Source organism: Anabaena sp. UHCC 0451 (genome assembly GCF_034931405.1).
Lineage (GTDB): Bacteria > Cyanobacteriota > Cyanobacteriia > Cyanobacteriales > Nostocaceae > RDYJ01.
Genome location: NZ_JAYGHA010000002.1, coordinates 120,423 through 135,359, shown reverse-complemented (window position 1 = coordinate 135,359; position 14,937 = coordinate 120,423). Strand labels below are relative to the sequence as shown.

Annotated in this window: 7 protein-coding genes, 1 tRNA gene and 1 pseudogene; 7 read left to right on the top strand and 2 right to left on the bottom strand. The window is 36.4% G+C overall.

Annotation, left to right across the window (positions count from 1 at the left end):
* The first annotated feature begins 476 nt into the window (after nt 1–476).
* The 6 genes from alr to VB694_RS02100 all read left to right on the top strand — a co-directional run bounded on the left by alr (nt 477) and on the right by VB694_RS02100 (nt 9,327).
* Nucleotides 477–1,664: an alanine racemase gene (alr, locus tag VB694_RS02125; protein ID WP_323358659.1), complete on the top strand. Its 1,188-nt coding sequence runs from the start codon at nt 477–479 to the stop codon at nt 1,662–1,664.
* A 147-nt stretch (nt 1,665–1,811) separates the two neighbouring features.
* Nucleotides 1,812–1,893: transfer RNA gene (locus VB694_RS02120), tRNA-Leu, on the top strand.
* 475 nt (nt 1,894–2,368) lie between these two features.
* Nucleotides 2,369–3,406 (top strand): response regulator, encoded by a 1,038-nt coding sequence (locus VB694_RS02115; RefSeq protein ID WP_323358658.1) that lies wholly within the window; start codon nt 2,369–2,371, stop codon nt 3,404–3,406.
* 43 nt (nt 3,407–3,449) lie between these two features.
* Entirely contained in the window at nt 3,450–3,947 is a 498-nt protein-coding gene (locus tag VB694_RS02110) for a chemotaxis protein CheW (RefSeq protein ID WP_323358657.1), read from the top strand.
* A gap of 64 nt (nt 3,948–4,011) precedes the next feature.
* Nucleotides 4,012–6,303 carry a methyl-accepting chemotaxis protein gene (locus VB694_RS02105; protein WP_323358656.1) on the top strand — a complete coding sequence of 764 codons (2,292 nt, stop codon included), beginning with the start codon at nt 4,012–4,014 and terminating at the stop codon, nt 6,301–6,303.
* Between the two features lie 72 nt (nt 6,304–6,375).
* Nucleotides 6,376–9,327: a hybrid sensor histidine kinase/response regulator gene (locus tag VB694_RS02100; protein WP_323358655.1), complete on the top strand. Its 2,952-nt coding sequence runs from the start codon at nt 6,376–6,378 to the stop codon at nt 9,325–9,327.
* Nucleotides 9,328–9,468: 141 nt separating this feature from the next.
* Here the strand turns inward: VB694_RS02100 and VB694_RS02095 are convergent, their stop codons facing one another.
* Complete coding sequence (locus VB694_RS02095) at nt 9,469–11,973, bottom strand: plasma-membrane proton-efflux P-type ATPase (protein WP_323358654.1); 2,505 nt, start codon at nt 11,971–11,973, stop codon at nt 9,469–9,471.
* 674 nt (nt 11,974–12,647) lie between these two features.
* On the bottom strand, nt 12,648–12,728 hold the full coding sequence (locus tag VB694_RS02090) for a hypothetical protein (protein WP_323358794.1): 81 nt from the start codon (nt 12,726–12,728) through the stop codon (nt 12,648–12,650).
* Nucleotides 12,729–13,206: 478 nt separating this feature from the next.
* On the opposite strand from VB694_RS02090, the pseudogene VB694_RS02085 reads away from it, so the two are divergent.
* A pseudogene (locus VB694_RS02085) lies at nt 13,207–14,937 on the top strand (transketolase); the annotation flags it as partial.

Below are 14,937 nucleotides of genomic sequence, written 5' to 3'. Positions count from 1 at the left end.
TATTAATACATCTGTCACTTGCGATAAAAAAGGTTTGGCGGTTAACCAAACCTCAATATAAATCCAGTGCATAACAACATCCCAAACTAATTTAGCCTGTCTGGTTTTGTGGCTGCATCTTCCTAGAGGATGTATGCAAATATGTGAAAACCTGATAATAGATGATACGGTTGCTAAAAATTTATCCCAATTTAGATCATCCACTGAAATAGCGATCGCAAAACTGATCACTATCTAAAGTCTTGTATTATAGCAGGTGACTGGGGACTGGGGACTGGGGACTGGGGACTGGGTTGAAAGTCTGTTTGTATTTGAGTTTGATCATTAGTTAATGTCCTAACCACCCTGTCCATTGCTATAACTCCCGGATCAAAGGTAGACTTTCCTGATTAAATTGATATGGTTTGGAGGGTTACAAACCATAATCATGATAGTCTGAAAGCTTTTCAGTGGTGTGATAGGAGTGAACAGCAACAATGTTAAGTAGCAAACAAACCCCTAGTTTTGCTGATAATCAAGAACGGGATACTTACGCTTGGTTTTCTCAACGTGCTTGGGTAGAAATTGATTTAGGAGCATTGTCTGATAATATCAAGCAGTTAGTAATATTTTTATCGCCTAATACCCAGTTGATGGCAGTGGTAAAAGCTGATGCCTATGGACATGGATCGGTGACAGTTGCTCAAACTGCCATTGAAGCGGGTGCGAGTTGGTTAGGAGTAGCGACAGTTCCCGAAGGTATTCAGTTACGGGAAGCTGGGATTAAAGCCCCGATTTTAATATTAGGAGCAACTCATACACCAGAACAAATTCAGGCGATCGCTCACTGGAAACTGCAACCGACACTATGCAACCCTAAACAAGCTTTCATATTTTCTAATACACTTGAAGCTATTAACTATAATTATCCTCTACCTGTACACATAAAATTAGATACAGGAATGTCAAGGTTAGGCACAAATTGGCAAGAAGCCGCCGATTTTGTCCAATTAGTACAGGGATTACCGCATCTGCATATTGCCAGCATTTATTCTCACCTAGCTACCGCAGATAGTCCAGATCCGGCGATTATGCAAGTACAGCATCGAAGATTTGAGGAAGCAGTAACCCAAATCAAAGCCAGAGGAATCAAAATTCCCAGCTTACATTTAGCCAACTCGGCCGCTACCCTAGCAGATCCCAGCTTACACTATGACATGGTACGTGCAGGTTTAGCCATTTATGGACTTTATCCCGCTCCTCATTTAAAAAATGAAATTCAACTACAAACTGTTTTACAACTCAAAGCCAGAGTTACCCATGTCAAAACAATTGCTGCGGGAACTGGTGTCAGCTATGGTCATCAGTTTATCGCACCCAGAGAAATGCGGATTGCCGTTGTCGGTATTGGTTATGCAGACGGAGTTCCCCGGAGTCTTTCCCATCAAATGGAAGTATTAATTCGTGGTCAGCGCACACCACAAATTGGCACAATTACTATGGATCAATTGATGATAGACGTAAGTTCTATTCCCGATGTGCAGGAAGGCGAAATAGTCACCTTACTGGGAGAACAGGGAGCAGAAAAAATCACAGCTGATGATTGGGCAAATCAATTAAACACCATTTCTTGGGAAATTCTTTGCGGATTCAAACACCGTCTACCTCGTGTAGCTGTGATGTAGAGGTCTGGGGATTGGGGATTGGGGATTGGGGATTGGGGATTGGGGATTGGGGATTGGAGTTAATTTCAGGAAAATACCAAATCCCAAATTGAATTACCCATTACCTCTTGCCATCTATAATTTGTTATGTTACTATAAGTAACTGATGCGGATGTGGCGAAATTGGCAGACGCGCTAGATTTAGGTTCTAGTTCCGAAAGGAGTGAAGGTTCAAGTCCTTTCATCCGCATTTACAAACAATATTATTATATTTTATGTTTACTGATGTTGAATTATTCACATCAGCATGATTAGATAAATCTAGTTTGGGTGAAGCAGAGCGTTACCGCAAACGAACAGAGATATTAAGTCTATTTTTCAATATAAGAGAAATTTTGGCAAATACCGTGAAAAGCCAGCTAAAAAGAAAATCACGGTAACTTATAGTAATTCAACACACAGAATATCATTTATCATTGACATTTTTGGCGTGATTCAGCAAAAATGTTTGGTAACAGCAGTTACAGTAAGTTATTGAAACCCGACAAATTGACTAAGATTTGATAATCTTTCATTAACACTGTTATTGTTGAGTCTTCACACAAAATAAAACATCAATTTTTGTATTTAAGATTACTAAATTTTTGATGTTTTATACTTGGTTGGTTGTAATTATCATGTATTGTATCTGCTATGCAAATTAATTTAGCTCAAGTAAAAGCAAAATGATAACAACTCCTTTAGGTAGCTACAGGTTGTTTCACCAACTGCATCCACTGTCACTGCTGGCACAGTTAAGCACAAGGAAAGTCACGGGTTGTTTAAGTGTATTTACCGAAATTGTTTCTTGGTCAATTTATTTAGAAGAAGGTAAATTAACTTATGCGACTTATTCGGAGAAAGTATTTGAACGTCTGGAAAGTAACTTACAACGCTTAAATCAGGAAATTCCTGCTTTCAACAATGCAACTTATGAACTAATGGGTTTGATGTTGGAGGATGAAAATCAAAGTAAGTTGATACAGAATGCTGACTATCATGCTATTTGCTGGCTAGTAAATCAAAACTATATTACCCGTAAACAAGCGGAGATAGTGATAGAAGAACTGGCTAAAGAGGTACTAGAATCATTTATTTCCTTAAAAGAAGGCAACTATAAACTAAATTCTGATATTTTCTTAAATGAACTACCAAAATTCTGCCATTTGGATTTGCAATTAATAGTAGAACATTGTCAAAAACAGTTACGTTATCGCCAACATCTTCAGTCAAAAACATTATCAAATAGGAATTTTCAAGCTCAGAAAAAATATGAACAGCAAATAGAAGATAAGTTAGACAAAGTGGCGATGATTGAACGCAAGTTAAACAAAAATTTGCCATCCGGTTTTAGTGAAAGAAAATATACAATTGCCTGTATTGATGATAGTCAAGCTATTTTGAATTCTATTAACCATTTTCTAGATGAGAAAACATTTGCAGTTGTGATGATTAATGACCCGATTAAAGCTTTAATGCAAATTATCAGAAGTAACCCTGACTTGATTTTATTAGATGTGGAAATGCCAAATTTAGATGGTTATGAACTATGTTCATTACTGAGGAGACATTCCACATTTAAAAATACACCTATTATTATGGTAACTGGGAGGACAGGATTTGTGGATAAAGCAAAAGCTAAACTTGTGAGGTCATCAGGCTATTTAACTAAGCCTTTCACAAGAGCCGACTTGCTGAGAATGGTGTCTAAATACATTGGCTGATTTAATAAGTGAGCATAAATTTCCAATTTTTTGATTTAAATAAATGACAAATTCTAAACTAAGTCTTTATTATCAACCTAGTCAAAAATCCTTAGAAGATAGCTATCTTCAGTTTCAAATCAATCAACAAACTACTGCTGTATTATCAGTTATTCATACCCAAGAAGCGATTATTTTACCTGTTGAATCTGTAACATCTATGCCTAATATGCCTACTTATATATTAGGGTTAATGAATTGGCGTAGTCGCGTTATTTGGGTAATTGATTTACCAAAAATGTTTAATTTAGAAGGGCTAGATCATCATTTGAGGCAGTATAATATTATCGTTCTCAAAGTGGAATCAAAGCTTTTAGGCTTAGTTGTGCAAGAAATTAAAGGGACAACTAAATTGAAACCTGATGATATTCATTCCCCTGTAGGACAAGTAGCTACTAGTTTAGTACCTTATTTATGTGGCTGCGTGGAGCAAAAAGAAGAAATATTGCTGGTTTTAGATGCACATAATATTGTAAATTATTCTCATTCAGATAGTGATTAGACAATCAAGATCAAAAAAATCAGTTTTTACTGTTATTATTACAGAGATTCCAGGGCATTAATTTATGTTTAATAAAACTGACACTGCTCAAACTGATGATACCAATAGCAAAGCATCTATTAAGGCATCATCATCAACTAATGATAAGAAAAGGAAAAATTTTAGACAGCCGCATATAAAAAAAAATGATACTTATTCTGGTAGTAATGTAATTAAATATTTACAGCGACTGAAATTAAGTACAAAAGCGGTAATTTTTGCTATTGCTATTGGCACTTTGCCAGTAGTAGGAATTGGCATGATTTCCTATAGCTTTGGTAGCAAATCAATTCATAAACAAATTATCAAGACTCAGGAAAATCAAGTAATTAGCTTAGGTGAGATTATCAATCGATTTCTGTTAGCCAGATATGGAGATATTCAAATTCTCTCAAATCTCCCATTTTTAACTAATGCTGAAATTAGTAAAATCACGAGTATTGCTGACAAAAAAGCAGTCTTAAACAGCTTTATTGCAGCCTATCAAGGCTATGATCATTTAGCAGTTTTTGATCTAAATGGCCAGATAATTATTCAATCTAAAGGTGGAACTAGTAGTCAGGAAAGAAACCTGAAATATTTTCAAGAGGTGCTGCAAAAAAATGCTCCGGTTATTAGTGAACCAGAAACATTAAAAAATAATGCAGTAGTGATTTATATTGCTGCACCTATTAAAGATGTAGCCACAGGAAAAACGATTGCTGTAGTCCGAACGCGTATATCTATGCAATTGTTAATAGAGACAATCAAAAATTATGTAGATCATAATGATGACTATTATTTAGTTGATAGTCAGGGTAAGTTTTTTCTCAGTCTCCAGCAGGATTTATTAGGTCAAGCAGCTACAGTAATATATCCTGGGTTAGCTAAATTGATGGACAGAGAAAAGGTTGATATTTTGACAGGAGTTCAGACAATTTATCAAGTTCCGCAACTAGTTAGTTATGCACCATTGAGAAAATTAGCAGGTTTACCAAACCTGAATTGGCAATTAATTCTGGCTACAGATGCAGCAATTGCTTTACAGCCGCAAAGACAATTTTTGAAGAATATTGTTAATCTAACAACACTAATAGCATTATTGATGACATTGGTTGCTGCTTGGTTAGCTAAGAGTATAACAAAGCAAAATTCCCCTGATGATGAAATTAAAATTTCTCTAGGAAATCAAAAAGATGAAGAATTACTGACTGGGGTTAAAGAAGGGAATATTCAGGTTGCTGGGTTGGAAACAGTAGCTGAGAATAAATTATCTATTGCGTTTCCAGAAAGGGCTATTCAAGATAGTAGAGAAACTAAAAATGGGCAGGAATGGCAACAAAAAGAGCCGCTACAGTTGCAACTTCTGCAATTAATCAAGCAAGTAGAAAATGCTGCTAAAGGTGATTTGACAGTACAGGCTGAGGTTAAAGATGGAGAAATAGGTAATATTGCCAATGTTTTCAACTCAATTTTAGCAAGTCTCCGGGATATTGTTAACAACATCAAACAAAATACTCATCAAATTAATAGAGATATTGGCTCGAATCAAGATGCTATTAATTGCTTAACAGAGACAGCAATTACACAAGTTGAGGAAATTAACCGCACTTTAGCAAAAGTTGAGCAAATGACCAAGTCTATGCAAGCTTTAGTAGATGATGCTCAAGAAATTACTGCTATGGCTAACAATGCTAACTACATCGCCAACAAAAGTGGAAAAGCGCTGGATTTGACAGTAGAAAATATTTTGTTTTTGCAAGAAACTGTGGGTGAAACTGCTAAAAAAGTGCAACATTTAGGAGAATCTTCTCAACAAATTTCCCGCGTGGTGTCTTTAATTAACCAAATTGCGGTGCAGACTAATTTGTTGGCGATTAATGCCGGAATTGAAGCAGCGCGTGCAGGAGAAGAAGGACAAGGTTTTGCTGTTGTCGCTGAAGAGGTAGGTGAGTTAGCGGCGCGTAGTGCTGCTGCTACTCAAGAAATTGAGCAAATTGTTGAGAAAATTAAACGAGATACAACTGAAGTCGTAAAAGCAATGGAGGTAGGCACAAATCAGGTAATTGAGAGTACGCAAATAGCCGCAGATGCCCAACATAGTTTAAGTGAGATTGTTGATATTTCGCAGCAAATTAACGATTTTATCAATTCAATTTCTACGGCTTCTATTTCTCAGGTGGAAACATCACAAGCTATCAACCAATTAATGAAAAATATTGTGTCTATTTCAGAACACACTGGCGATTCTTCCCGACAAATTTCTGCATCTTTACAAAAAATTGCTGAAATTTCCCAGCAGCTAGAAAATCAGGTTAATACTTTTAAAATCAATTAATTCAGTAGTGTATTCTGGGCTAATAATGATTAATAACTAACTAACTAACTAACGACTAAGGAATAATAATTTATGACCAATGACAAAGAACTGGAAATTCAGATGCAGTTTTTGGAAGAAGCCACTGATTATTTGAATACTTTAGAACATATCTTGCTGGAAATAGATACTAGTAAACATCTCGATTTAGACAAGATTAATGCCGCCATGCGAACCGCACATTCAATTAAAGGTGGTGCGGCCATGATGGGGTTTAAGGTGTTAAGTAATTTGGCTCATCGTTTAGAAGATTCTTTTAAGGTTTTAAAAACGCGCAAAAAATCTCTAGAAATTGATACTCATTTACAGAGTTTATTATTATCTGGAGTTGACTGGTTACGGCAGATTGTAGAGTTATTAGCAGAAAGAAAATCTCTAGATGATAAATGGTTAAAAACGTTTTGTTATCCAATTTTTGATGAACTACATGAACGTTTGGGTGATCCCTCACCAGAGGATATTACCACCATGCTATCACCCGAAGATGGTCAAGAAATCATTCCTTTGTTGTTTGAAACAGAAGTAGAAGAATGTTTACAGAATTTAGAATCTTTAGTGACAAATAGTTCTGTCAATGATTTACAATCACAAGTGGGAGTGATGGCTTTAGAGTTGGGTGGGTTGGGAGAAATGCTTCAGTTACCTGCTTTTATTCAGCTTTGTGAATCAATTCGTGATCATTTAGAAAGTCAGCCTCATCGCTCTGTAGAAATTGCTCAGTTAGCATTGCAAGCATGGAGGCGATCGCAAGCTTTAGTGCTGACAAATCAACGGGATAGATTACCAAAAAAAATTGAGTTAGGGGAAATAGTTGTTAGTTATACTCAGCCGCAGGTTGATGATACTAATACAGCTACAAATCAGGAAAATACCTTGGCAGGATCGGCAATAGTTGCTGATTCTGACTCTTTAGAAATAGAATTACCACCAGAAATTAATGCTGTGGAGTTTCCTGAGCCAAATATAGCATTTACTCAAGAAATTCCTGCGATAGATTATAAACATATTGAACGCAAAGGCGAAATTACTGGAGTTGCTAAAGACAAAGAAATTCATGAAAACACTGTCCGAGTTCCTAGTAAGCAATTGGAAGAAATTAATGATTTATTTGGGGAAATAATTATTCAGCGGAATGGATTAAATTCCCAGTTAGAAAGATTACGCAAACTGGTTTTGGGACTAAGCCAAAGAGTGCAAACGCTTCATCAAGAAAATCAAGAAGTGCGTTCTGTCTATGAAAAAATTATTACTCAAAATATATCGTCAGAAATAGTCAAAGAATCTGAGGTGAATAGTTTAGAAATAGCACGCTATCAAAAATTAAACTTGCTATCTCAAGATGTGATGGAAACTATTGTTCAGGTAGCAGAAGTTGCTAGTGATATTCAACTTAGTGTTGATGATACAGATCAAATTGCTAGGAATTTCAATAAAACATCCAAGCAAGTGCAGAGAAAATTAACACAAGTGCGGATGCGTCCTTTATCGGATTTAGTTGAGCGTTTTCCTCGAGCAATTCGGGATTTAAATGTTGAGTATGGTAAAAATGTCCAGCTAAAAATTGAGGGTGGTAAAACTTTAATTGAACGCAGTATTTTAGAGGCTTTGAATGAGCCGTTAATGCACTTATTACGTAATGCTTTTGATCATGGAATTGAAGATTCGGCTACCCGTCGCGCTTTAGGAAAAACAGAACAGGCATGGATTGAAATTAAAGGATTTCATCGTAGCGATCGCACAATTATTAGCATCAGTGATGATGGTCGAGGTATTTCTTTAGAAAAAATTCGCCAACGTGCTATAGCTATGGGTTTAGATACAGCCTTAATAGCTGCCGCTAGTGAAGAAGAACTATTATCATTGATTTTTGAGCCTGGATTTACCACTTCTGAAAAAGTTACGGCTTTATCTGGTCGTGGCGTGGGAATGGATATAGTTCGTAATAATCTGCAACTAGTGCGGGGTGATATTCAAGTTGATACACAGGCAGGAATTGGCACTACTTTTACTTTATCAGTCCCATTTACACTTTCAGTTGCACGAGTTTTGTTAGTAGAGAGCGATACTGCTAAAGGTTTAAACCACCGCATGGTTTTAGCATTTCCGACAGATGTAGTTGCGGAAATATTTTTACTAGATAATGATCAAGTTTTCTCAATGGATGGTGGGGAATTTCTCAAATGGCAAGATACCATGCTACCTTTAATGCGTTTGGGTAATTACTTTGAGTTTAATTGTTCTCACTACAATCATTTAGAGATAGAAAGTCTCACGGGAATCAATGTTAGTAGTGTATTAATTATCAAAAATGATTATCAACCCATAGCGGTGCAAATCGACCGTTGTTGGGGTGAGCAAGAAGTCGCAATTCGTCAAGTTGAAGGAAATATACCTTTACCTGATGGTTTTAGTAACTGCACAATGCTTGGTGATGGTCGCGTAGTGCCGCTAGTAAATACTAATGAATTAGTATCTTGGGTAGCAAATAATCAACGTCCTCATAAGACTAATAAATCACCTGCAACTAAATTAAAAACTGCTTTTCTTAAACCACAAAAGCCGAAACCTATAGCTAGACAGGTTCATCAAAAAGGCATGATTTTAATTGTCGACGATTCTATTAATGTCCGGCGTTATTTAGCTTTAACTCTGGAAAAGGGAGGCTATCAGGTTGAACAGGCTAAAGATGGTCAAGATGCTTGGGAAAAGTTAGAGAATGGCTTAAAAGTGCAAGCTGTAATTTGTGATATTGAAATGCCCCGTCTTGATGGTTATAGTTTTTTAGAACGGGTTAAATCTCATACTGATTTGAAAAGTATTCCTGTCGCCATGTTGACTTCTCGTAGTAGTAATAAACATCGTCAATTAGCAATGCAATTAGGAGCTAGAGCTTATTTTTCTAAACCTTATAATGAACAAGATTTGTTGAGAACATTGGAAGAAATAATTTTTATCATGACGGAACCTGGGTCTGCTAATAACTAAAATAGTCAGAATTCAGTTCAGAGGGAACAGGGAACAGCAAAAAACTCATGTTTAAAAACATGATATTGAAATAATGACACTGTTTTTTTCGTGCTACGCATTTTGTAAAAACATCTACGAATCTACTGGAATTATCAGTATTTAGTAAAAATGAAATCTTTGAGTAGCCCAACGCTTAATACCTTTAGCCAGTAGAATTGGTTGACGATGATCAAAAATTCGATATGCAGCAATTTTCACTCTGTCTTCGATCAAAAACCCTAGCAAAGCATATCCCCACACAAATAAAGCTAAACCCCAACCCAAGGGGGCAACAAATAGGCCATACACAGAAATTAAAGTTGCTAATAGTTGGGCAATACCGACAGCACCTAGTAATAATGGTGCGGGTTTAATTGACCAGAATAGTCCACGAGTACGAGTTACAAAAATTGTCAATTGTCCGGCTACAGATAACTTCAGATAGATAAAAGTTTGAATAGTTTCTCTACTCAATTGAAAAATGGTTTCACCAATATAAAATAAACCAAAAGATTCAATTACTCCAGCCATGCCTAACACTGTCGCTAGACCTAAAACTATGGGCATATTCCATGCTTCTGGATGGGGAGAATAACGAGTTTTATCATAGGCAATAGTGAGAATTGCACCATCATTAAGTAATGCTAAAAGTACAATCATGATGGCTGTAACTGGATAAAAATTAAATACTATAATTGATAAAGTCATGAATAATAAAATGCGGATAGTTTCAGCGATGCGATAGGTAGCATAGTTGTTCATACGCTGAAATATTTGGCGACTGGTTTTGATGGCATCAACTATTACAGAAAGTCCAGGATTAAGTAATACTATATCAGCCGCCGCTCTAGCTGCATCGGTAGCACCAGAAACTGCTATACCTGCATCTGCTTTTTTCAATGCTGGGGCATCATTAACACCATCACCAGTCATACCCACAATGTGATTTTGTTGTTGTAATACTTCCACAATGTGGTATTTGTGTTCTGGAAAAACTTGAGCAAAGCCATCAGCATTTTCTATAGTTTGGGCTAATTGACCGATTTTATGAGGTTCAGTTTTGGCAAAAATACTAGCATCAACAATGTTTTTTCCTAGTCCTAATTGTTGGGAAGTTTCTTGAGCGATCGCCATTTGATCTCCGGTTAACATTTTAATATCTACTCCTAGTTCCCTTGTTTCATCAATGGTGATTTGGGAATCAGGACGTGGGGGATCAAATAACGGTAAAATGCCGATAAATTGCCATTGATTTTGTTCATTAGTTCGCGCTACACCCAAAGAACGAAAACCCCTATGGGCAAATTCATTGATAACTTGGTCTACTTGAGTTTGAATTTCTGCGGTATTAGTAGCCAATTTCATAATTACTTGAGGTGCGCCTTTGCTAACTTTAAAAATTTGTGCATTTGCTGTTTTAATTGTTGCTTCTGTCCGTTTGTTTACTGGATCAAAAGGTTGGAAATGTAGAACTTGGTAATTTTGCAAATTTTGCTCAGGTTTTAAACCAGTTAATACTGCTAAATCAATAGGATCTTGATTGTCACTATGAGAGGCTAAAGCAGCCATGAGAATAACTTCTTCATCTGTCGTAATGCTGAAAGGTTCACCTAAAGTCAACTGATTTAAAGTTAATGTTCCGGTTTTATCAGAACATAAAATATCCATTCCTGCTAACTCTTCAATAGCAGCTAAACGACTCACAATAGCTTGTTTTTTAGCTAAAATTTGCGCTCCTACTGCCATTGTTACAGAAAGGACAGTAGGCATAGCTACGGGAATAGAGGCAACAGTTAAAACTAAAGCAAATTTCAGGGTAGTAACTAAACTATCGCCCCGGAATAATGCCACAGCTAAAATGAGAATTACGAGTACGATCGCAATAACAATTAAATAATCACCAATTTTTAATACTGCTTGTTGAAAATGACTGACAGTGTGGGCGCTTTCCACTAAATGCGCCGTTTTTCCAAAGTATGTATTTTGCCCTGTTGCATAAACTAAACCATCAATTTCTCCTCGTTTGAGAATAGAACCAGAGTAAACCACATCGCCAGAATTACGAGTTACTGGTAAAGATTCTCCCGTCAAAGCTGATTGATCTACCTCTAGAGATTCTCCTGATAATAATCTGACATCTGCGGGGATAATATCACCAATTTGTAAATGAATAATATCTCCAGGAACAATTTCACGGGCGGGTATCAGTTGCCAATTTTGATCTCGCTTGACACGAGCGTGTAATGCTAATTTAGCCTTTAAAGCTGCAATGGCATTTCCCGCTTGATATTCTTCCCAAAAACCAACCACCGCATTACCAATTAACAAAATCATAATAATGGTAAAGTCAGTCCAATCACCTACCAAAGCCGAAAGAAAAACAGCCACTTCAATCATCCAAGGAATTGGTCCCCAAAAATAGGAAAGAAACTCAATTAATGGATTTTTAGTTTCTTCTGGTAATTCGTTATAACCATATTGATTTATCCGGTTTTTCGCTTCTGTTTGACTTAAACCATTTTCCGAAGTTTGCAATTGCGTCTGCAATTCTGATACTGTTAAATTACTATCTGTAGATGGAGGTAATGTCGCTGTTAATTTTCTAGGTTGACGTTGTTTTTTCATATTTCAATGCAGTCTTAAAAAAAATAATTTTACTTTGTGTTTTCATCACCCAGCATTTGCAATAATTTTCTTGCAGCGAGAACCCCCACAACTGCACCACCTACTAACTAACTCTATTGCTTGTAATGCCGTTTTACCTGTATCTTTAGTAGCAAGATGATGTTCAAAAATTTCTTCATTTAGCCATTCTGCGGTAGCTTTAAAGTTATGTATTGGTATTGGTAAAAGTTCTAAATAAGTACCTTGGCGAATTAAATGCCCGATTTCACCGTTAATTTCAAACAGATTATAAATATTAGCTATTGCATTATTTAATTCTAATTTAAGTAAAGTTCCCCGAATTTTAACTTCAGCATTTTTTAACCTTTTTTAAACAACCATAAAAAAAACAATTAAAATCACACTAAGAGTTAAAGAAAAAATCAAAGCATATTCAAATCTACGACTAAAAAATCCGATAATAGTGATTAGTCCTACTAATAAAATAGCAATACCAATATATTGTTCTTTTTGCCAACCTTTAGCAATTAATGAATCATGAGGTCGGGAAGGAGTTTCTTCAATATTGTTATTGTTTATTGATAGGTATTTATCCGAATTTATCTCACTTAAAGACACAGAGTTGCAGAGAGTAATATTTAATAAAACTTGGTGTTTTGTGAATTTCATAAATGCTATTGCCAAATATAGATGAGAGAAAAAAAAACTAACCAAATTCCATCTACAAAGTGCCAAACTAGGGTAGTTGTATTCAGCCCAAAATGGCATTTTTTGTAATTACCTGCAATAAAAGCACGATATATTTTCCTATTGTGACGATAAATTTAAAACAAGTAACTCTATCTTGAGATTGAGATAGCAATGAATTTTTATTCAGATAAATTACACATCTATTGAAAATATGGTTAATATTATCTTGAAGATAGATTAGGTAGGGTTTGGTAATACCATGACATTACTTTATTTACTTCTAGGATTTATATGTGGAGGTTTTATAGGAGGAAAGATTGCCACTAGTATACCTACAGTGATTTTAGAAAAAATCTTTGGAGTTGTCTTGCTATTACTTTCTTTAAAAATGCTATTTAGCCAACTAGTAAAATAGTCATCAATTACTATTTCTTTAGAGAGAGTGATTATTCTCTCAATAGCAAGAAGTAATTAATTCTGTGATTATTTAAGATTTCATAAATCCATCAAAAAATAATCCTAGAAATAATCCTATTAGCAATTATGACCACCCAAGAACAACTACATCAATGGCAAGAACTCGCACAACAGTTGCGTGTTGATAGTATTCGCGCTACAACTACTGCTGGTTCAGGTCATCCTACTTCTTCTATGTCTCCCGCTGATTTGATGGCGGTTTTACTATCTAAATATCTGCACTACGATTTCAATCATCCAGATAATCCTAATAATGATCGCTTTATTCTTTCTAAAGGACACGCTGCGCCTTTGCTATATTCTATGTATAAAGCCGCAGGTGTAATTTCTGATCAAGAATTACTATCTTTGCGTCAGTTTGGCAGTCGTTTAGAAGGTCATCCCACCCCTGTTTTGCCTTGGGTGGATGTGGCCACAGGTTCTTTAGGACAAGGTTTACCCATTGGTGTAGGTGTGGCTTTAGCAGGTAAATATTTAGACCAATTACCTTACAATGTTTGGGTATTATTGGGGGATAGCGAAACGTCAGAAGGTTCGATTTGGGAAGCTTTTGATCATGCTTCTCACTATACTTTAGATAATCTAATTGCGATTATTGATGTCAATCGTCTTGGTCAACGAGGTCAAACAGAATTAGGTTGGAATACACAAGCTTATGCTAACCGTGCTAAGGCTTTTGGTTGGCAAGCAATAGAAATTGATGGTCATAATCTCACTGAAATTGACCAGGCTTTTAGTGCTGCTGTAGCTGTAAATGACCGTCCGACGGTGATTATTGCCCGCACAAAGAAAGGTAAAGGCGTGGCATCTTTAGAAGATATAGGCGGTTGGCATGGAAAAGCGTTGAAACAAGAACAAGAACAACAAGCAATCTCAGAATTAGGTGGAGAACGTCACATTAGGATTACAGTTGATCAACCAGAATCAGAAAGCCAACCCGCTGTACTAGGAGTACCTCACCCCTTAGAACTTCCCAGCTATCAAAAAGGTCAAAAAGTTGCTACCCGTCGCGCTTACGGTGATGCTTTATTAGCTTTGGGAAAATCACAACCTGATGTAGTTGTTCTTGATGCTGAGGTAAGTAATTCAACTTACGCAGAAGATTTCGCCGAAGCCTTTCCAGAACGCTATTTTGAGATGTATATTGCTGAACAGCAGATGATAGGAGCTTCAGTAGGTTTACAGGTGCGAAAATACAAACCTTTTGCATCTACATTTGCAGCTTTTTTAACTCGTGCTTACGACTTTGTACGGATGGCTGCGGTATCTCATGCTAACATCAAATTAGTCGGTTCTCATGCCAGTGTATCCATCGGTCAAGATGGTGCTTCCCAAATGGGATTAGAAGATTTAGCCGCTTTTCGTGCTGTATGGAATAGCACCTTATTGTATCCTAGTGATGCCAATCAGACCGCTAAACTAGTAGCACAAATGAGTAATTTACCTGGTATTATTTATCTTCGCACTACTAGAGAAAGCACGCCTGTAATTTATAGTTCTGAAGAGAAATTTTCCATTGGTGGCAGTAAAGTTATACACTGTTCTCATCGAGATCAAGCTACAGTTATTGGTGCAGGTATTACTTGTACATGAAGCCCTCAAAGCTTACGAAAGATTGAAAAATGAAGGTATCACAGTTCGCGTCATTGATGCCTATTCCGTTAAACCCATTGATGTGCAAACATTACATCAAGCTGCAAAAGATACAAACGGTAACTTAGTAGTTGTAGAGGATCATTGGTTAGAAGGTGGTTTAGGTGATGCTGTTTTAGATGCCTTTGCGGGGAATATAGGGAT